The sequence below is a fragment of the Nonomuraea harbinensis genome, from assembly GCF_019396385.1.
Lineage (GTDB): Bacteria > Actinomycetota > Actinomycetes > Streptosporangiales > Streptosporangiaceae > Nonomuraea > Nonomuraea ferruginea.
Map to the genome: position 1 here is coordinate 15,202 of NZ_JAHKRN010000009.1, position 17,440 is coordinate 32,641.

Sequence of the window (17,440 nt, forward strand, 5' to 3'; positions counted from 1 at the left end):
ACACATGCACAACACCGCTGATCTGCAGGAGATCGTCGACGAGATCGCGGGCCTGCTCGGCGCTTCCGCGACGCTGGAGGACCGCTCGTTCCGCCTGCTCGCGTACGGGGCGCAGCACGGCGACATCGACACCGTCCGCCAGGAGTCGATCCTGCGCCGGCGCGCCTCGCAGGAGGTGCGCGACTACTTCGAACGCTACGGCATCGCCCGGGCCGACGGCCCCGTCCGGATCCCGGCCGACGACCGGCTCAAGGTGCTGGCCAGGATCTGCTGGCCGTTGCGCCACGGCGACGTCACCTACGGCTACCTGTGGCTGCTCGACTCCGGCAGCCTCGCCGACACCCGGCTGCACCGCGTCGCCCCGCTGGTGACCAGGGCCGCCGCCGCGCTCGCCCACGAGGCCAGGAGCCGCCAGGACCTGGGCCGCCGGCTCGACGCGCTGCTGTCGCCCGACCCGCAGGAACGGGCCGCCGCCTCCCCGGAGATGTCCGGCCCGGTGGCCGCCGTCGCGGTGCGCGAGTCCGAGGAGCGCGCCGCCGCGCTGTGGACGCTCCCGCGCGGGGTGCTCGCCCGCGCCGGCTCCCCGGTCGCGCTGCTCGCCCCCGCGCACCTCGCCGCCGAGGTCGCGCGGACGGTCCAGGGCGCGTACGGGACGGCCGCGGGCATCGGCGCGGCCCGGGCCGACCCGGCGGACGCCTGGCTGAGCTGGCGGGAGGCGCGGCAGGCGCTGCGCGTGGCGGAGAACTTCCCCCGGCACGCGCCGGTCGCCCGCTGGGAGGAGCTGGGCGCGTACCGGCTGCTGGCCCGGCTCGGCGTGGGCGACCTGCGCGAGCTGGCCGAGGCGGTGGCGCCGTTCGACCCGGAGCTGGCCCGCACCGTCGAGGTCTACCTCGACCTCGGCGGCCACGCCCAGAAGGCCGCCGCCGAGCTCGGCATCCACCGGCAGACGCTCTACTACCGGCTGGGCAAGGCCGAACGGCTCACCGGCCGCGACCTGTCCGACGGCGACGACCGCCTCACCGTCCACCTGGGACTCAAAGCGTCCCACCTGCGCTGACCGCCCTGCCCAGGCTGCTGTGGCAGGGGGTCAGGCCAGGTGGCGCAGTGCGGCCTCGTCGCCGGGGCCGCCGCGGGCGGCCAGTTCGGCGGCCACCCGCTCGCGCAGTCCGGCGTCCTTGTGCCCGTCGTACTTGAACTTGCCGCGGATCTCCTCCACCGCCAGCCGCAGCCCCAGCAGCCCCGCGAGCAGCCGCGGCATCCGCGCGGGGTCGCCGTGCCCCGGCTCCTGGTCGGCGAGCTGGGCGCGCAGGATCTCCAGCTTGCCCTCGGGGTCGGTGACGATCTCGGCGTGGCAGACGAGCTGGACCGAGGAGTAGTACGTGGTGGGCACGCCGAGCGACGGGTCGATGCCGCTCTCGGCACGCCACTTGCCGGGGACGTACGTCCAAGGGCCCGCCACCGACAGGAGGACCTTGGGGTTCTCCTCGATGGCGGGCCAGATGGGGTTGGGCCGCGCGAGATGCAGCCAGATCGTCCGCTCGTCCCGCAGCAGGAACTGGGTGGGCACCACCACCGGCAGGTCCCTGCCCCTGCCGGCGGCGATCAGGTGCCCGAACTGGTTGTCCTTCAGGTAGGCGACGGACCGCGCGTCGTCGCCCGCGTCCCAGGGGTGGATCAGCATGGCACGACGATAGGCGACGGGTGACGGGTCAGGCGCAGGCGGCCTCGTACACCCGGACCAGCTCCTGGCTGACGCGCTCCCACGAGTAGCGGGAGCGGGCGCGGTCGGCGCCGGCGTAGCCGAGCGCGGTGCGCAGCGTGGGGTCGGTGAGCAGCTCGCGGGCCAGCCTGGCGGTGCGCGACGGGCGGTCCGGCGGCACCAGCAGCCCGGTGACGCCGTCGATGACGGAGTCGAGGTGGGCGCCGACGGACGAGGCGATCACCGGCACGCCGCAGGCCATCGCCTCCAGCGCCACGATGCCGGTCGGCGCCTCGCGCGGCACCGTCACGACCGCGTCGGCGCTGCGCATGAGCTTGGGCACCGCCGCCCGCTTGACCTGGCCGAGCAGGGTCACCTGGGACGCCACGCCGAGCTGCTCGGCCAGCGCGCGCAGCCGGCGCACGTCCGCGTCCTCGTCGAGCAGTTCGGGCGCGGGCCCGCCGGCCAGCACGAGCTCGACGTCGGGAAGGCCCTGCAGGGCCCGCACGATGGTCTGCGCGCCGCGGTCACTGGTGAGCGGGCCCACGTGCAGGAGCCGCTTGCTGGTGCCGCGCGAGGCGGTGACGCCCCGGCGGTGGAAGCGCTCGGTGTCGACGCCGTACGGGACCACGGCGATGTGGTTGCGCGGCACGCCGATGCGGATCAACGCCGACTCCTCGTCCCCCGAGCCGGCGATGACGGCCCTGGCGCGGCGGCCGAGTGCCCGTTCCAGGGGCAGACGCGCGGGATCCACGGTGTGGAAGGTGTGCGTCACCGGAACGTCCAGGTCCTTGGAGCCCGTGACGGCGGCCAGGCCGCTGGTCCAGGAGTGCGCGTGGATCACGTCGGGGCGGTCCTGCCGCCACCGCTTGCTCAGATACTCGCCGACGTCGTTCAGATAGGGCACCACATCGGCCGGGCTGAGGTCACGAGCCGGGCCCACGTCGATGTGTTCCACCGTGACACCCGGGGCCACCCGCGTCTTGGGCTTGCCCTCATCACTGTTACGGCGGGAATAGATGGTGACGTGGTGATCGCGCCCGAGCTCGCGGGCTACGGAGAGAATGTGGTGGCGCTTGTTGCCGGAACCAGAAGCGACGATCGCGATATTCATGGCACACCTCAGCGTGAAAAAAGCTTTCAAGGTGTGCCTGCGTCTTAGGCACGTCTGTGTCTAAGCCGACAATACCCGTATTCCCGGTGTTCGCAAACCCATGCCAATCAGACGCCTCGGAGGGCGAGGACCACGATCTCGTCCCACACCTGCCCGCCGGAGAACGTGTTGCGGTCGGCCTCGATGGCCTTGACCACGGCCGACGGCGCCTGGCCGGCGCATCTGCTCAGCACGTCGGCCAGCCGCTCCTCGCCGTACGGCTCGCCCTTGTCGTTCCTGGACGAGATGAGCCCCTCGGAGTAGAGCACCATCGTCTCGCCCACGCCGAGCGTGATCTCCTCGGTGCAGGTCTCCGCCTCGGCCGCGATGCCCAGCGGCACCCCGCCGCCCGCCGTGAAGCGCACGAAGCCGTCGGGCTGCACCAGCGCGGCCGGATGATGGCCGGCCGACGACATGCGGATCCTGCGGCCCTTCACGAACCCGGCCACCGCCATCACGAACAGGCCGGTGCTCTGCCCCACCAGCGCCTCGTTCACCTTGCGCACCACCGGGTCCGGGTCCTGCTCCCAGACGCTCAGCACCCGCAGCCCGCCGCGCACCATCGCGCTGACCGAGGCGGCCTCCTCGCCCTTGCCTGCCGCGCCGCCCAGGGCGAACCCCCAGCCGCCCGGGAGCGGGAACACGTCGTAGAACTCCGCGCCCACCGACGAGGAGCCGGGGTGGTAGACGGCCGCCGCCTCGTAGCCGGGCACGTTGGGCAGGCTGCGCGGGACCACGCTGGCCGTCAGCGCGTCGGCCGCCCGCGAGCGGCTCTGGAAGCTGTTCTGGGCGCGTACCGCCATGCCGAGCTGCAGCCCCACCTCCTGCATGACGCTCAGGTCGGCCAGCGTGAACGGCTGGCGGTCGTGCGTGCGCACCAGCGTCAGCACCCCGTCGCCGCCCCCGATCGGCACGCACAGCAGCGAGCCCGCGCCCATCGCCGTCAGCACCGGCCCGTCGGCGCAGAAGCCGAGCAGCGACTCGTCGTCGACCATCTCGAACACCACGCCGGAGCCGCGCTCCAGCACCTGGGCGACCACCTGGGCGCCGGCCGGGTCGCTCGACTCCACCTGCCGGATCACCTCGTTCACCGGCAGGTTCTTCGGCCCCATCACGATCGAGCGCCGCGGCAGCCCGTCGCGCACGACGTCGGCCACCACCCAGTCGGCCCACTCGGCCGCCAGCAGCCGGGTGGCGCGCGGCAGCGCCACCGGCCGGCGCAGCGCCTCCTCGTCCAGGAGCAGGGCGGCCATCCTGGACAGCAGATCCTGCCGCCTGGCCGCCGCCAGCAGCGCCGTGCCGTCGGCCTCCTCCGGGCGCCTGTCGCCCGGCTCGGGCAGCTGCACCTCGATCGGCAGCGCCACCACCGCCACCATCTGCTGCGGCTCGCCCGGCATGGTGAGCCGCGCCATGGCCAGCTGCACGAGATGCGTGCGCCCCTGGTGGGCGAGCCTGGTCTCGAACGCGGCCGGCTGGCCGGTGCTCAGCACCGCCGTCAGATGGGACCGGAACGCCGCCCGCCTCGACACGTCCACCAGCAGCGGGAAGGACCGGCCCACGAGATAGCCGTCGGGGCTGCCCAGCAGCCGCGAGGTCTCGGGATTGATCCGCCGGACCGTGCCGCCGCCGTCGAGCACGATGACCGGCACGGGGAAGGCCCTGAACACCTGCCGCAGCAGCTTCAGCTCCCGCTGGGAGCCGTCCTTCTTGCCGGACTGCCTCCTGGGCCCCCTGCTGAGCTGCTCGCGCGCCTCGGCCAGCAGCTCCACGGCGGTGTCGAGCTCCGCCAGGGCGGCGTCCAGAGTGGGCGCGAGGTCCGAGGGGTAGGCCGCCCTCGCCTCACGCAACGACGAGACCCGCCCGGTCAGCGCGTCCAAGGCGTGTTCGAGGTCCGGCATGCTCACCCTCCGACGCTACGCCACCCGGGATAATGGTAGCCATAAGGGGTAGATGCTTGCTGCTATGGAATCCACCGCGATGATCACTCCTGGGCTGGCCCGCGACCTGGCGACGCTGGGCAGACTGGGAGAGGACACCTCCACCGAGACCGTGCTGCGCGGCCTGACCACCGCGCTCGCGGCGGGTGTCCCCGGATGCTCGGGCGGGTCGGCCGAACACTGGCGCGACCGGCGGGTCCTCACCTCCGGCTCGCACAGCGAACTGATCACCCTCGTCGAGGGCGAGCGTGAGATCGGCGAGGGCCCCTCCACCGAGGCCCGCCAGACCGGCGCCCGGGTGGCCGTAGCCGACGTGCTCACCGACACCCGCTGGCCGCGCTACGCCGCCCTGGCCACCCGCTGCGGGGTCCGCTCGGTGCTCGCCGTGCCCATCAAGGTGCCGCCCGCGCTGCTGGTCGTCGGCCTCTACTCGGTGCGGCGCGACGCGTTCTCGCCGCAGGGGGCGCAGTCGCTGGCGGAGATGCTGACCGAGCAGGTCGGCGTCGCCATGGCCAACATGTCGGACTTCGACGAGGTCCGTACGGACGCCGCCCAGCTCCAGGAGGCCCTGGCCGGGCGCGCCCTCATCGACCAGGCCAAGGGCATCATCATGCAGACCAGCGGATGCACCGCCGAGGCCGCCTTCGACGAACTGCGCAGGATCTCCCAGCACCACCAGGTCAAGGTGGCCGACCTGGCCAGGCTCCTGGTCGAGGAGCATCAGCGCAAGAACCGCCGCCGCTAGCCGATCGCCGCCAGGGCGTCGTCGAGGGTGTCGTAGATCGGCAGCCGCTGCGCCAGGCCGGTGATCCACATCACCTTGGACTTGGCGTACTCGACGCCGATGAGCGCGAACTTCGCGCCCGAGCTGAGGCTGGTCTGCCAGTGATGGACGATCAGCCCCAGCGCTCGCGAGTCCATGAACGTCACCCCGGCCAGGTCGAGTATCAGGTCCGGCCCCGCCAGGGAGAGATAGTCCGCGAACTGCTCGCGCGTCGTGGCGTCGAGCACACCGTCGACCCTGATCACGGCAATCTCGTCAACGGTGGACGACGTCAGGCTCAGGGCGGCCGTGGACCCCTCGCCATTCTCGGGCACTGTCACGGGGCAACCTTACTGTCACTGAAGTAGAGAGGAATACTCCTTCGGGAGTAGGGCATACTGGTGTCCGAAGTCCAGCAGAGGGCTTTCGTCTCGAACGTTGAGCGAGGCGTGCCTCTGTATGGGCTTTTCCTGTTACAGAGGCCGCCTGCCACCCCATAGAGGAGCAGCGATGGCTGTGCAGGAACTCGTCCTCGAAGAGATGACCGCCGAAGAGCTCCTGGCCGAGATGGTCGGGGAAGGAACCCCCGACAGTCTCAGAGAACGGCTTCGCGAGCGCATCGTGGAGATGCACCGGCCGCTGGCGATGGAGATCGCCCGGCGCTACCGCTACCGCGGCGAGCCGCTGGAGGACCTCCTCCAGGCAGCGTACGTCGGGCTCATGAAGGCCATCAACGGCTTCGACCCCTCGCTCGGCCACGCCTTCAGGGGCTACGCCGTCGTCACCATGACCGGGGAGGTCAAGCGTCACTTCCGTGACCGCACCTGGGCGATCCGGGTGCCCCGCCTCTACCAGGAACGCCGCTCCGAGCTGAACCGGCTCGTCGCCGACCTCAGCCAGGACCTCGGCCGCTCGCCGACCGTCGCCGAGCTGGCCGCGAAGATGAAGATCTCCGAGGAGGACGTCCTGCTCACGCTCGACGCCTCCGCCGCCTACAGCACGCTCTCGCTGGACGCGCCGCTCGGCACCGATGACGACGCCGCCTCCCTCGGCGACGTCATCCCCGAGGACGACGACACGCTCAGCACCATGGTCGACCGCGAAGCCGTCAAGCCGCTCATCGACGCGCTCCCCTCGCGCGAGAAGCACATCCTGCTGCTGCGGTTCTTCGGCAACATGACCCAGGCAGAGATCGCCGCGGAGTTCGGCATCTCGCAGATGCACGTCTCCAGGATTCTCCGCAAGGTCCTCGACCAGCTGCGCGCAGAGCTGACCGTCGGTTGAGGGGGAACGCCGGGTGATGACAGAGGACATCCATCCTCAGGCGGGCTCACCGGGCCCGCCACCCGGCGCGCGCGTGCGCAGGCTTCAGTTCCGGCTCCCGGACCTGCCGCAGGTCCGGGAGTTCGCCGCGTCCGGGGCACGAGAGCTCGGCATGCACCATGAGGCCGTCGACGACTTCGTCATCGCCGTCAACGAGGTGGCCACCAACGCGGTCACCCACGGGGACGACGCGGCGCAGGTGCGCCTCTGGTCCGACTCCGGGGACATCGTGATCGAGGTGCACGACGACGGCACCTGGAAGCCGGGCCCGCTGCCCGGCTCGGTGGGCGGCATGGGGCTGTGGGTGGCCCGGTTGCTGTCATCCGACCTGACCCTTCACATCGGCGGCGGAAGCACCGTGACCATGAGGTTTCCGGGCAAGAGCTGATATCAGTCGCCGACTGGCCCACGTGCAAAGAGCCGCGCCCGGCGTATCGAGTACGCCGGGCGCGGCCGTTCGTCCTGATCCGCTAGCGCCGGCTACGGCCGCGCCAGCCGCCGTAGCTCTTCACGCTCGCCGTGCCGATGCCGGCCTGGTGCAGCGCCAGCAGCGTCAGGCCCAGCAGCATGAACGTGGTGCCGGAGATGCTTCCGGCGATCTGCGTGTCCAGCAGGTCCAGGAGGAAACCTAAACCGAAGACGATCGCGGCGACTATCGCGAGCATGTGATCCTCCTCCTACACCGTGGTCTTGCTGGACGACGCCGGGTTGTCCCGGCCTGACATGGCGAGCAGTCCCTCCAGCACGCCCCGGTACTCGCGGAGTGCCTGCCGGAGCCGCTCGGTGTCGTCGCCGCCGTCGCTCTTCCAGCGCTCGCGCAGCTCTCCCGTACGGGACCGCAACGCGTTCGTCAGCGAGTCGACGATCTCGCCCACGAGCCCGTCGGCGCGGTGGACCGCTTCCGCCGGGTCGTCGACGAAGGAGGCCTGCACGTCGCGCCAGCGTGACTGCACCTCGTCGGGGTCCTGCTCGAACAGGGGGAACGCCTGGGGAGCGGCGTGCGAGGGGGGATCCTCGGCGGGCTGGGCGGGCCCGGGGCCGGCCGCGGTCACCTGCTCGGTCGCCGTCACCGTGTCGTGCGGTCCGTCATACGGGGAGTCGGGGTCGGGATCCCGGGTCGCGTCATGGAGGGGGTCGGCGTCCGCCGTGCCGTCATGGAGGGGGTCGGCGTGCGCCTTGCCGTCATGAAGGGGGTCGGCGTGCGCCGTGCCGTCATGGAGCGGGTCCGGGTCACCGGGCGCCGGGTGGGGGCCGGTGTCATTGGTGGTGTGCCTGTCCGACACGACCAGCACGTCCTCGTCATTCCTGCCGTACGGCTCCCGGTGGGTGCCGCCGGTCTTGTCGTCCGTGGTGTACTCGTCGTCGCGGTCGTTCCGTACCTGCTGGTCGGAGCGCTGCGACGGCACGTTCAGCTCGTCGTTCATACCCGTCACCGTCCTCGGGTCGTCTCGTGCAGTAATTCCTCGAAGAGCGCGCGATAGTGGACCATCGCCTGGCGCAGGTCCTCGGTCGAGGCCTCCTTGCGGGTCGCGCGCTCGCTGATGTCGTGCGCCTTCCGGTAGTGGGTCAGCGTCTCGGCGTGCCCCACCGACAGGTCGGCGATCCGCTGGCGGAAGTCCTCCGTCGGGTAGCCGCGCTCGGCCATGACCGTCGTCACCAGCTGGTCGGCCTCCGCCACGGCGGATTCGGGGGCGTCCACGAAGCGCTCCTGCACCTCGGCCCACCGGTTGGCGTAGTCGTCGCGTGACTGTTCGGGAAGCGGCTTGATGTCCAGCTCGGCGTGGCGCTGCTCGCGGGCGATCAGCTCCTGCTCGGCCTCGCGCTTGCTGTCGTGCTCGGCCATCGTGCGCTCGTACTCGGGGCCGAAACGGTCGCGCAACCGGCTGCGGCGCTGTTGCTGCACGACCACGTAGGCCACCGCGGCGACCGCCGCGATCGCGACCACGACGAGGGCCACCCAGATCAAGGTGTCCATATTGTTCGCCTCCGGTCTCTTCTGTTGAGACCGCGAACTGCCCAGCGAAGCGCCGGTGAAACGCCGCCTTCAGCCCTCTTCCAGGGCCTTTCTGGCGGCTTCCAGCACGGCTGCGACGTGGGAGCCGTCAGGGGCCGCAGGGATCTCGACGAAGCCGGTCGCCGGGTCGTAGCCGACGTCGAGCCCGGCGTCGACCAGCCGCTTGGCCCACCGCAGCGCGGTGTTGAGCCGCTCGGGCGCGGGCGGCCTGCCCTGCGCCGCCGCCGACAGGTTGCGCAGGTTGGTGGCGGGGCCGGACTGGGAGTGGGCGCGCTCCAGCTTCCACGGCAGCGCCCGGCTGTGGTCGAGCATCGGCTTGGCCAGCCCGGCGGCCCGCTTGGCCTGCAGCACCCCGGACTCGCTCACCCCGAAATGGGCGGCCAGCTCCTGCACGCTCAGCCCGCGGGCGACCAGCCTGGCCAGCTCGTCGCGGTCGATCGTCGGCCTGCGCCCCATGGGCCACCTCCGGGCATGACGTGCGGACGCGCAACAGGATCACAGGCGCCGGCGGGTGCGGACGATCTCGCCGACGTCGCGGCGCCAGAGACGACGAAGCCCTGATGAGAATCGCTCCCCATCAGGGCTTTAACGTCGGGATGACAGGATTTGAACCTGCGACCCCTTGACCCCCAGTCAAGTGCGCTACCAAGCTGCGCTACATCCCGTGGTGCTGTCGCGTTGCCGAGCTTCTCGCTCTGCTCCGCGGGGAAAACATTACCATGCGCCACGGACCTCTCGGCGCCACCTTTCCGCCGGTCCGCCTGTTGCGAGCGGACCCTAGAGTGTCCCCATGGGCATGGTCGGGACGGTCGGGCTGGTGCTGCATCCTCAGCGCGACTCCAAGGAGGCGATCGACATCATCCTCGGCTGGGCCGCCGGTCGTGACGTCACGGTGCTCGGGCTGCCCGAGGAGGTGGGGCGGATCGACTGCAGCGCGGTGGCGGTCGACGGCGAGACGCTGGTGGAGCGGGCCGACCTGGTGGTGAGCCTGGGCGGCGACGGCACGATGCTGCGCACGATGCGGCTGATCGCCGGTCGCGGCACTCCGGTGCTCGGCGTCAACCTGGGGCGGCTGGGCTTCCTCGCCGAGATCGACGTGGCCGAGCTGTCGGAGACGCTCTCGGCGATCGACCACAACGGCCACACCGTGGAGCCGCGGATGGCGGTCCGCACCAGGCTCGGAAATCAGGAGCTGATGGCGTTCAACGACATCGCCCTGGTGCGTTTCCCCGGCGACGGGCTGGCGGCGGTGACCGTCACCGCGGCCGGCAACCCGTTCGTCAACTACGCCGCCGACGCGGTGATCGTGGCCACCTCCACCGGCTCCACCGCCTACAGCTTCTCCGCGGGCGGGCCGGTGGTCTCGCCGCGGGTGGAGGCGGTGCTGGTGGTGCCCGCGGCGGCGCATTCGGCGTTCAACCGGGCGCTGGTGCTGCCGGCGGACGAGGAGGTCATGCTGGAGCTCCTGCCCTCCAGCGGGCAGCTGGCCGTCGAGCTGGACGGCAGGGTGGTGGGCCGTCTCGGCCCCGGCGATCAGATCACGGTGACGGCCTGCCCGGGAGCCGCCAAGGTGGTGCGCCTGGGCACCACCTTCTACGAGCGCGCCCGCCGCAAGCTCCGGGTCGACGGCAGCGCCGAGATCGCCTGAGCCCGCCCTTCTATGGCGGGGAGCCGGCGCGGCGGTGGCGGGCGCGGCGGGGGAGCGGCCGGTCGCCGTACGGGCCGTCCGGCCCGGGAAGGGGAGCCCGCGGGGTGTCGTCGGCGGAGAAGGACTCTCCGGAGGGCCGGGGCGCGGGCTCGGGTTCGCCGGAGGCGGCGCCGGACGGGTTCGCGTGGCGGGAGGTGACGAGGGCGGCCAGCGCGGTGGTGATCGGCACGGCGGAGATGAGCCCCAGCGTGCCCACCACGCTGCGGGCCACCTCCTGGGCGATGACCGGCGTCGTCAGCACCTCGCCCAGCGGCTGCTCGCCGATGCTGAACAGCAGCAGCAGCGGCAGCGACGCCCCCGCGTACGCCAGGATGATCGTGTTGATGACCGACGCGATGTGCGCCCGGCCGATCCGGCTGCCCGCCCGGTAGAGGCGGCGGAACCCGTAGGACGGGTTGGCCGCGGCCAGCTCGGACACGGTCACCGACTGGGTGACCGTCACGTCGTCCAGGACCCCCAGCGCGCCGATCATGATGCTCGCCAGCAGCAGCCCCTGCGTGTCGATGGACATGCTCATGTCGAGGGTGAACGAGCTGTCGTCGGTGATGCCGCTCAGCTTGGCGACCCCGATCACCGCGTACGAGAGCACGCCGGTCACGGCGAGGCTGGCCAGTGTGCCGAGCACCGCCATCGAGGTCGCCAGCGTGAACCCGTGCGTCAGGAACAGCACCGACAGCATGATCGCCGAGGCGCCCACGATCGCGACCAGCATCGGCGGCTCGCCGCCCAGGATGCCGGGGATCACGAACGTGAGCAGCAGCACGAACGTGATCGCCAGGCCCAGCAGCGCCGTCAGCCCCCGCCAGCGCCCGAACGCGATCACCGCCAGCGCGAACGCCGCCCCGAGCAGCAGCAGCGGCGCCGACCGGTCGTGGTCGGACAGCTGGTAGGCCGGCATGCCCTCCTCGGCCTGCGGGTTGTGCAGCAGCACCACGTCGTCGCCCGCGGTGAAGCGCTGGGAGCCCGGCCCGCTGGGCAGCGACAGGGCGACCTGGCGGCCCTCGTCGCGCCCCTCGCCGACGGTGACGGTCGCCTTGCCGCAGGTCGCCGGGTGCGGCTCGGGCGCGCCGGGCTGCGTCTCACCGCACGGCTCCAGCGCCACCGCGGTGATCGTGCCGGCCACCCGCTGGAACCCGGTCTGCTCCTGGGCCGCCTCCGGACGCCCGTCCGGCCACAGCAGCACCAGCGCCGCCAGCGTGACGGCCGCCAGCGGCAAAAGAACGGCCAGCGTGGCCACGACGGCCCGCCGTGAGGCGGGCACCGGGGTGCCGTGCGCATGGTCGTGCGCGTGGTTGGCGCCCATCCCTGATCAGACCTCCTCGTCCGGTCGGCGAGTGCGACAGTACTGCACGTGGACGGGGTGGGTAGGCCATCGGAATGGCGACGCTCGTGGGCACCTCGGGGTGGCAGTACGCGGACTGGCGCGGCGTCCTCTATCCCGAGGGGGTGCCGCAGCGGCGCTGGCTGGAGACGTACGCGGAGACCTTCCCCACGGTCGAGAACAACAACGCGTTCTACCGGCTGCCGAAGCCGGAGACGTTCGCCGGCTGGCGCGAGCGCACCCCCGACGGCTTCGTCATGGCGGTCAAGGCCAGCCGCTACCTCACCCACATCAAGCGGCTGGACGAGCCGGAGGAGCCCGTCGCCAGGCTGATGGCGGCCGCGTCGGGGCTCGGCGGCACGCTCGGCCCGATCCTGCTGCAGCTCCCGCCCACGCTGCGGGCCGACCCCGGCCGGCTGGAACGCTGCCTGAGCTGCTTCCCCGGGCACGTCAGGCTGGCCGTGGAGTTCCGGCACGAGTCGTGGTGGACCGGCGAGACCCGGGCGATCCTGGAGGCCCGCCAGGCCGCCCTGTGCTGGGCCGACCGGCTCAACCAGCCGCAGAACCCGTTCTGGCGGACCGCGCCGTGGGGGTACGTGCGGCTGCACCAGGGCCGCGCCGCCGACGGGTTCTCGTACGGGGACACGGCGCTGAAGACCTGGGCCGGGCGGGTCCGCGAGGCGGGCTGGCGCGACGCGTACGTGTACTTCAACAACGACCCCGGCGGCGCGGCGGTGCGGAACGCCGCGCGCTTTGCCAGACTGCTTTAGGTGCGTACCCGCCTGTATCGGGACGGCCGGCTGGAGAAGGAGAACTTCCCCCTCGCCGAGGTCTCCGACCACGTGTCCGACCACCGCAACGCGATCTGGATCGACCTGTGCCGGCCGACGCCTGAGGAGCTGACCGCGCTCGGCGACGAGCTGGGCCTGCACGAGCTGGCCGTCGAGGACGTGCTCGCCGACCACCAGCGCCCCAAGGCCGACGTCTACGCCAACCACCTGTTCATCACCGTGTACGCGATGCGCTTCGACGGCGACCGGTTCGCCCCGGCCGAGATCGACGTCTTCGTCACCGAGACCGCCCTCGTCACGGTCAGGCTGGACCCGGCGGTCGACCTGGACGAGGTGGTCCGGCGCTGGGACGCCGCGCCCGCGCTGGCCGGGAACGGGGTGCTGTTCCTGCTGCACGGCCTGCTCGACTGGGTGGTCGACGGCCAGCTGGAGCTGGTGCTCGACCTGGACGGACGGGCCGAGGACCTGGAGGAGGAGCTGTTCGAGGAGCGGCCCGCCGACGCCAGGGAGGTGCAGCGGAAGATGTACGAGCTGCGCAAGACCTCCGCGCATTTCCGCAAGGTCGTGATGCCGATGCGGGAGCTCTTCGGCACCCTGCTCCACCGCGACCAGGGCGTCCTGCGCGGCTCCCAGATGATGCCCTACTACCAGGACGTCTACGACCACGTGCAGCGCACCGCCGAGCTGCTGGAGTCGCTGCGCGACCTGCTGGCCAACATGCGCGAGACGCGCCTGGCCCAGCAGGGCTTCCGGCTCAACCAGATCATGAAACGGCTCACCGGCTGGGCGGCCATCATCGCGGTGCCCACCGCCATCACCGGCTTCTACGGCCAGAACGTACCGTTCCCCGGTTCCGGCCAGGCGGTGGGCTTCTGGATGTCGCTGGCGCTGGTGTCCGTCGTGTCGGTGGCGCTGTACGTGGTGTTCAAGAAGAACGACTGGTTGTAGGGCGGCGGGCAGGGCACGCCCCGGTCCTCCAGCGTCAGGCCGACCCGCACCGTCACCTCGCGCGCGCCGCCGGCCGGGTGCAGCGGCAGGCAGCGCCCGCCGGCGACGAGCGTCCTGCGCCCGATCGGGGTGGCGAGCAGCGACAGCTCGCCGTACGCGGCCGGCGCCGCCAGCCGCAGCAGCCACGCCCCCTCGGGGGTACGCGACCGCGTCCCGTCGAGCGCGTAGTAGTCGAGCACGCCGCCGCCGGTGGACACCACGGCGCGCATGGTGAAGCCGCGGCCCTCGGCGGTGAACAGCTCCGCCGAGGGCGCACGGTAGACCGAATGGACGTACGCGAGAGCGAACGCCCCGGAGGGCGGCAGCACCAGCCCGTTGACGGCCGGGCGCCCCGGCCCGCCGCCGGAGCCGAGCGCCAGCACCGCGGCGAGCGAGAGGGCCAGCCGGATCAGCCCTTCTCCTTGAAGTAGCGGGCCGCGCCGGGGTGCAGGGCGACCGGCTGCACCTGCTGGGCGAGCGCCGGGTCGAGCTTGTCGGCCTCCGGGTGGACCGCGACCAGCTCCTGCTTCTTCTCGAACAGCGTCCGGGTGATGTCGTAGGCCAGCTGCTCGTCCATGGTGTCGGGCACCAGCAGCACGTTGGCGATGCCGACCGTCTCCACGGAGCCTTCGAGCTTGTAGACGTCCAGGCCGATGTCGAGCCCGACGTACTGCTCGCCGTACTCGCGCTGCATCTCCGCCAGCACGTCGGCGGTGTCGATGATCTTGATGTCGGGCTTGCTGGTGGCCAGGTCCACCACGCCGGCCGTGGGCAGCCCGCCGACCCAGAAGAACGCGTCGACGGTGCCGTCCTTGACCGCCTGCACCGACTCGTTGATCGACAGCTGCTGCTTGCTGATGTCGGTGTCGGGGTCGAGCCCGGCCGCCTCCAGCATCCGCCTGGCCACGACCTGCGTGCCGGAGTTCGGCGGGCCGAGCGAGACCGTCTTGCCCTTCAGGTCGGCCACCTTCCCGGCCTGCACGCCCGGGGCGACCACCACGTGCGCGTAGTTGTCGTAGATCCGGGCCAGCGCCTTGATCGGCTGCTTCTCGGTGAACGAGCCGGTGCCGTTGACCGCGTCGGCGGCCGTGTCGGCCTGGGAGAAGCCGATGTCGGCCTTGCCGGTGGCCAGCAGCTTGATGTTCTCGACGGAGGCGGAGGTGACCGAGGCGGTGGCCTGGGTGTCGGCGATGTTGGCCGACAGCTGCTTGGCCAGGCCGCCGCCGTAGACGTAGTAGACGCCGGTGGTGCCGCCGGTGGCGATCGACAGCCGGTTGCCCGAGCCTCCGCCGGCGCCTCCGCAGCCCGCGATCAGGCCGGCCACGGCGAGCACCGCAAATATCCGCTTCACGCTGGGACGCTCCTTCTTCTGATGAGGTGGACGGCTGCCGCGACGGCCAGCACGGCCAGGCCCGCGACGATCGGGACGGGTTCGAGGAACAGCAGCAGCACGGCGGCCACCGCGGCCAGCAGCCGCTCGGGCGCGCCGGCCAGGCCGCCGGTGGCCATCGCCAGGGCCGCCACCGCGACGGCCGACACCGCCGTCATGGCCAGCACGGTGCCGAACGGCCCCTGGCCGAGCAGCGCCTGGCCGTGCGGGGTGAGCACGAACGCGAACGGCACCAGGAAGGCCGGCAGCGTGTAGCGCCAGGTCATCATCATGGTGCGGTACGTGTTGCCGCCGGTGATGGCGGAGGCCGCGACCGCCGACAGCGCGGTCGGCGGGCTCACCTCGGACAGCACCGCGTAGTAGAAGATGAACATGTACGCCTCGGCCTGCCCCACGCCGAGAGCCGTCAGCGCGGGGGCGATGATCACCGCGGCGATGATGAAGCTGGCCGTCACCGGCACCGCCAGGCCGAGCAGCATGACCGCCAGGGCCGCCATCACCGTGGTCAGGATCAGGTTGCCCGCGGCGAAGTCCACGATGATCGAGCTCAGGTTCAGGCCGAGCCCGGTCTGGGTGATGACGCCGACGATGATGCCCGCCGCCGCGCACACCGCGGTCACCGGGAGCACCTCCAGCGTGCCCTTGGCCAGCGCCCGGCCGATCCGCCTCGGGCCCATCCGGTGGGCGGAATCCAGGAACGACAGGGCGAACGCGACCGCGGTGGCGATCACCACCGACTGGAACGCCGACCGGTCCATCGCCATCAGGACCACGATCAGGATCAGCGAGCTGAAGTGGTAGCCGAAGCGCAGCAGCAGTCTGCCGACGCCGGGCGTGTCCACCCGCACGGCGTGCGTGCCGAACCGGCGGGAGTCGATCTCGATCGCCAGCAGGATGCCCAGGTAGTAGAGGATCGTCGGGATCGTCGCGTAGATCAGCACCTGCAGGTAGCTGACCCGCATGACCTCCGCGATGATGAACGCCGCCGCGCCGAGCGTCGGCGGCGACAGGATGGCGCCGATGCCGGCGGCCGCGAGGATGCCGCCGGCGGGCTCTCTCGGGTAGCCGGCCCGCCGCAGCACCGGCCAGGCCACGCTGCCCAGGCTCACGGTGGTCGCCACGCCCGAGCCGGACACCGTGCCGAGCAGGAATCCTGCGGTGGTCACGGTGCGGCCGGGGGCGGCGCGTGACCTGCGGAAGGCGGAGAAGCTCAGGTCGATGAAGAACCTGCTGGCGCCGGAGTAGTCGAGGACCGCGCCGTAGACGGTGAAAAGGATGATGTAACTCGCCGCCACCTGGAGAGGGACGCCGAAAAAGCCTTCCGTGCCCGTATAGAGCTGCGACACGATCTGGTCGAGGTCGAGACCTCGGTGGCCGATCGTCCAATCGACGGGCAGCATCGCGCCGTAATAGGCATATGCCAGAAAAATGGTGCAAATGATGGAGAGAACCGCGCCGACCGTGCGGCGCACCGCCTCCAGCAGGAGCAGGGTCAGCCCTATCCCGGCGATCACGTCCAGCTCGGACAGCGCCGCGCCCGACCCTCGATCGCGGAACGACTCGATGTCCGCCAGCGGGTACACGAGCACCGCCAGCGAGGCCAGCGCCAGCACCCAGTCACCGACGGTCGGCCACTCGCCTTTCCGGCGCACCGGACCCTCCGCCCCGACCTCCACCGGGAGCGTGTCCGCGAGCGGCGCCGGACCGGGCTCGTCCGCCGCCCCGGTCGTCCGGTCGAGGACCAGCGTGTCGTCAGGGGTGTCCGGGCGGTCGGTGTCCGGGGGGTCGGTGTCCGGGGGGTCGGTGTCCGGGTGAGTGGTGGTGTCCGGTGAGACGCCGATGATCACCGTGTCCGCCGACGGGCTCGCGCCCTTCGGCGGGTCGGCGGCCGGGACGTCGCGCAGCGTCGGCGTGTCCGGGAGGGCCCCCGTAGCGCGGACCTCCGGCAGCGTCGGGGCCTCGCCCAACGTGAGCGCCCTGGCGTCCGGGTGCGTCGCCGCCCCGGCGGGCGGCCCGGACCGGGAGAAGCGGGCGCGCAGGCGGCGCGCGAACGGCCCGTCCAGCCGCCGGCCGAGGCGCCGCAGCTCGCCGGGGAGGCGACGGAGGCGGCTCAGCGACTGCGCCGCCCCCGACCGGTAGCAGAGGAACACCAGCGGCAGCGCCGCCGCCAGGAACGTCATCCGGTGCTGCAATGCCTCGACCGGCCAGAACACGACCGCGATCGAGTAGGCCGAGAGCAGCCCGCCGACGACCCACACGCCGAGCCGTAAGGGGCCTGCGAGCTGCCGGGCCGGGCGTTCCTGTTCGCGGGCCTGTACGGGCCCGGCCTGTCGGTCGCTCGACTCGGTCAAAAC

At 71.8% G+C, this 17,440-nt stretch carries 18 protein-coding genes and 1 tRNA gene; 7 read left to right on the forward strand and 12 right to left on the reverse strand.

Going from position 1 to position 17,440, the window contains the following annotated elements; genetic code table 11:
• Positions 1-4: 4 nt before the first annotated feature.
• Entirely contained in the window at positions 5-1,057 is a 1,053-nt protein-coding gene (locus KME79_RS11820; RefSeq protein ID WP_219544469.1) for a PucR family transcriptional regulator, read from the forward strand.
• A gap of 30 nt (positions 1,058-1,087) precedes the next feature.
• Here KME79_RS11820 and KME79_RS11825 read toward each other — a convergent pair whose 3' ends face one another.
• The 3 genes from KME79_RS11825 to KME79_RS11835 form a co-directional block, all read right to left on the reverse strand.
• On the reverse strand, positions 1,088-1,681 hold the full coding sequence (locus KME79_RS11825; protein WP_219544471.1) for an FMN-binding negative transcriptional regulator: 594 nt from the start codon (positions 1,679-1,681) through the stop codon (positions 1,088-1,090).
• A gap of 28 nt (positions 1,682-1,709) precedes the next feature.
• Positions 1,710-2,813, reverse strand: a complete 1,104-nt coding sequence (locus KME79_RS11830; protein WP_148032548.1) for a glycosyltransferase — start codon at positions 2,811-2,813, stop codon at positions 1,710-1,712.
• A gap of 107 nt (positions 2,814-2,920) precedes the next feature.
• Positions 2,921-4,750: a SpoIIE family protein phosphatase gene (locus tag KME79_RS11835; RefSeq protein ID WP_219544619.1), complete on the reverse strand. Its 1,830-nt coding sequence runs from the start codon at positions 4,748-4,750 to the stop codon at positions 2,921-2,923.
• 64 nt (positions 4,751-4,814) lie between these two features.
• On the opposite strand from KME79_RS11835, the gene KME79_RS11840 reads away from it, so the two are divergent.
• A complete protein-coding gene (locus KME79_RS11840; protein ID WP_148032547.1) occupies positions 4,815-5,534 on the forward strand; it encodes an ANTAR domain-containing response regulator in 720 nt (239 codons plus the stop codon).
• Here KME79_RS11840 and KME79_RS11845 read toward each other — a convergent pair.
• Positions 5,531-5,893 carry an STAS domain-containing protein gene (locus KME79_RS11845; protein ID WP_261808650.1) on the reverse strand — a complete coding sequence of 121 codons (363 nt, stop codon included), beginning with the start codon at positions 5,891-5,893 and terminating at the stop codon, positions 5,531-5,533. The two genes, KME79_RS11840 and KME79_RS11845, sit on opposite strands and share 4 nt — an antisense overlap.
• 169 nt (positions 5,894-6,062) lie before the next feature.
• Between KME79_RS11845 and KME79_RS11850 the strand changes: the two genes are divergently transcribed.
• On the forward strand, positions 6,063-6,836 hold the full coding sequence (locus tag KME79_RS11850; RefSeq protein ID WP_148032546.1) for a SigB/SigF/SigG family RNA polymerase sigma factor: 774 nt from the start codon (positions 6,063-6,065) through the stop codon (positions 6,834-6,836).
• A gap of 73 nt (positions 6,837-6,909) precedes the next feature.
• Entirely contained in the window at positions 6,910-7,263 is a 354-nt protein-coding gene (locus KME79_RS11855) for an ATP-binding protein (RefSeq protein ID WP_308248879.1), read from the forward strand.
• A gap of 82 nt (positions 7,264-7,345) precedes the next feature.
• Here KME79_RS11855 and KME79_RS11860 read toward each other — a convergent pair whose 3' ends face one another.
• The 5 genes from KME79_RS11860 to KME79_RS11880 all read right to left on the reverse strand — a co-directional run bounded on the left by KME79_RS11860 (position 7,346) and on the right by KME79_RS11880 (position 9,554).
• The gene (locus KME79_RS11860) at positions 7,346-7,540 is read right to left on the reverse strand and encodes a hypothetical protein (RefSeq protein ID WP_148032544.1); all 195 of its coding nucleotides are present in this window, start codon (positions 7,538-7,540) and stop codon (positions 7,346-7,348) included.
• Between the two features lie 12 nt (positions 7,541-7,552).
• Positions 7,553-8,299, reverse strand: a complete 747-nt coding sequence (locus tag KME79_RS11865; RefSeq protein ID WP_219544476.1) for a hypothetical protein — start codon at positions 8,297-8,299, stop codon at positions 7,553-7,555.
• Positions 8,300-8,304: 5 nt separating this feature from the next.
• Complete coding sequence (locus KME79_RS11870) at positions 8,305-8,850, reverse strand: hypothetical protein (protein WP_219544478.1); 546 nt, start codon at positions 8,848-8,850, stop codon at positions 8,305-8,307.
• Positions 8,851-8,919: 69 nt separating this feature from the next.
• Entirely contained in the window at positions 8,920-9,345 is a 426-nt protein-coding gene (locus tag KME79_RS11875; RefSeq protein ID WP_148032541.1) for a helix-turn-helix domain-containing protein, read from the reverse strand.
• A gap of 135 nt (positions 9,346-9,480) precedes the next feature.
• Positions 9,481-9,554: transfer RNA gene (locus KME79_RS11880), tRNA-Pro, on the reverse strand.
• Positions 9,555-9,679: 125 nt separating this feature from the next.
• Here KME79_RS11880 and KME79_RS11885 point away from each other — a divergent pair.
• Positions 9,680-10,537, forward strand: coding sequence for an NAD(+)/NADH kinase (locus KME79_RS11885; RefSeq protein ID WP_219544480.1), 858 nt, complete (start codon positions 9,680-9,682; stop codon positions 10,535-10,537).
• A gap of 10 nt (positions 10,538-10,547) precedes the next feature.
• Here KME79_RS11885 and KME79_RS11890 read toward each other — a convergent pair whose 3' ends face one another.
• Entirely contained in the window at positions 10,548-11,900 is a 1,353-nt protein-coding gene (locus KME79_RS11890) for a YibE/F family protein (RefSeq protein ID WP_219544481.1), read from the reverse strand.
• 74 nt (positions 11,901-11,974) lie between these two features.
• Here KME79_RS11890 and KME79_RS11895 point away from each other — a divergent pair, with 74 nt between their 5' ends.
• Together KME79_RS11895 and KME79_RS11900 are read left to right on the forward strand one after the other, a co-directional pair.
• Positions 11,975-12,688, forward strand: a complete 714-nt coding sequence (locus KME79_RS11895; RefSeq protein WP_219544482.1) for a DUF72 domain-containing protein — start codon at positions 11,975-11,977, stop codon at positions 12,686-12,688.
• The gene (locus KME79_RS11900) at positions 12,689-13,657 is read left to right on the forward strand and encodes a magnesium transporter CorA family protein (protein WP_219544483.1); all 969 of its coding nucleotides are present in this window, start codon (positions 12,689-12,691) and stop codon (positions 13,655-13,657) included.
• A 448-nt stretch (positions 13,658-14,105) separates the two neighbouring features.
• Here KME79_RS11900 and KME79_RS11905 read toward each other — a convergent pair whose 3' ends face one another.
• Together KME79_RS11905 and KME79_RS11910 are read right to left on the reverse strand one after the other, a co-directional pair.
• Positions 14,106-15,047 carry a TAXI family TRAP transporter solute-binding subunit gene (locus KME79_RS11905; RefSeq protein ID WP_219544484.1) on the reverse strand — a complete coding sequence of 314 codons (942 nt, stop codon included), beginning with the start codon at positions 15,045-15,047 and terminating at the stop codon, positions 14,106-14,108.
• Positions 15,044-17,437, reverse strand: a complete 2,394-nt coding sequence (locus tag KME79_RS11910; protein ID WP_219544486.1) for a TRAP transporter permease — start codon at positions 17,435-17,437, stop codon at positions 15,044-15,046. Before KME79_RS11910 ends, KME79_RS11905 begins: the two co-directional genes overlap by 4 nt.
• Positions 17,438-17,440: the final 3 nt, after the last annotated feature.

What these genes read in the sequence shown, in the direction of transcription:
- KME79_RS11820 (WP_219544469.1), top strand. Translation starts at nt 5, where the DNA reads ATGCACAACACCGCTGATCTGCAGGAGATCGTCGACGAGATCGCGGGC.
- KME79_RS11825 (WP_219544471.1), bottom strand. Translation starts at nt 1,681, where the DNA reads ATGCTGATCCACCCCTGGGACGCGGGCGACGACGCGCGGTCCGTCGCC.
- KME79_RS11830 (WP_148032548.1), bottom strand. Translation starts at nt 2,813, where the DNA reads ATGAATATCGCGATCGTCGCTTCTGGTTCCGGCAACAAGCGCCACCAC.
- KME79_RS11835 (WP_219544619.1), bottom strand. Translation starts at nt 4,750, where the DNA reads ATGCCGGACCTCGAACACGCCTTGGACGCGCTGACCGGGCGGGTCTCG.
- KME79_RS11840 (WP_148032547.1), top strand. Translation starts at nt 4,815, where the DNA reads ATGGAATCCACCGCGATGATCACTCCTGGGCTGGCCCGCGACCTGGCG.
- KME79_RS11850 (WP_148032546.1), top strand. Translation starts at nt 6,063, where the DNA reads ATGGCTGTGCAGGAACTCGTCCTCGAAGAGATGACCGCCGAAGAGCTC.
- KME79_RS11860 (WP_148032544.1), bottom strand. Translation starts at nt 7,540, where the DNA reads ATGCTCGCGATAGTCGCCGCGATCGTCTTCGGTTTAGGTTTCCTCCTG.
- KME79_RS11865 (WP_219544476.1), bottom strand. Translation starts at nt 8,299, where the DNA reads ATGAACGACGAGCTGAACGTGCCGTCGCAGCGCTCCGACCAGCAGGTA.
- KME79_RS11870 (WP_219544478.1), bottom strand. Translation starts at nt 8,850, where the DNA reads ATGGACACCTTGATCTGGGTGGCCCTCGTCGTGGTCGCGATCGCGGCG.
- KME79_RS11875 (WP_148032541.1), bottom strand. Translation starts at nt 9,345, where the DNA reads ATGGGGCGCAGGCCGACGATCGACCGCGACGAGCTGGCCAGGCTGGTC.
- KME79_RS11885 (WP_219544480.1), top strand. Translation starts at nt 9,680, where the DNA reads ATGGGCATGGTCGGGACGGTCGGGCTGGTGCTGCATCCTCAGCGCGAC.
- KME79_RS11890 (WP_219544481.1), bottom strand. Translation starts at nt 11,900, where the DNA reads ATGGGCGCCAACCACGCGCACGACCATGCGCACGGCACCCCGGTGCCC.
- KME79_RS11895 (WP_219544482.1), top strand. Translation starts at nt 11,975, where the DNA reads ATGGCGACGCTCGTGGGCACCTCGGGGTGGCAGTACGCGGACTGGCGC.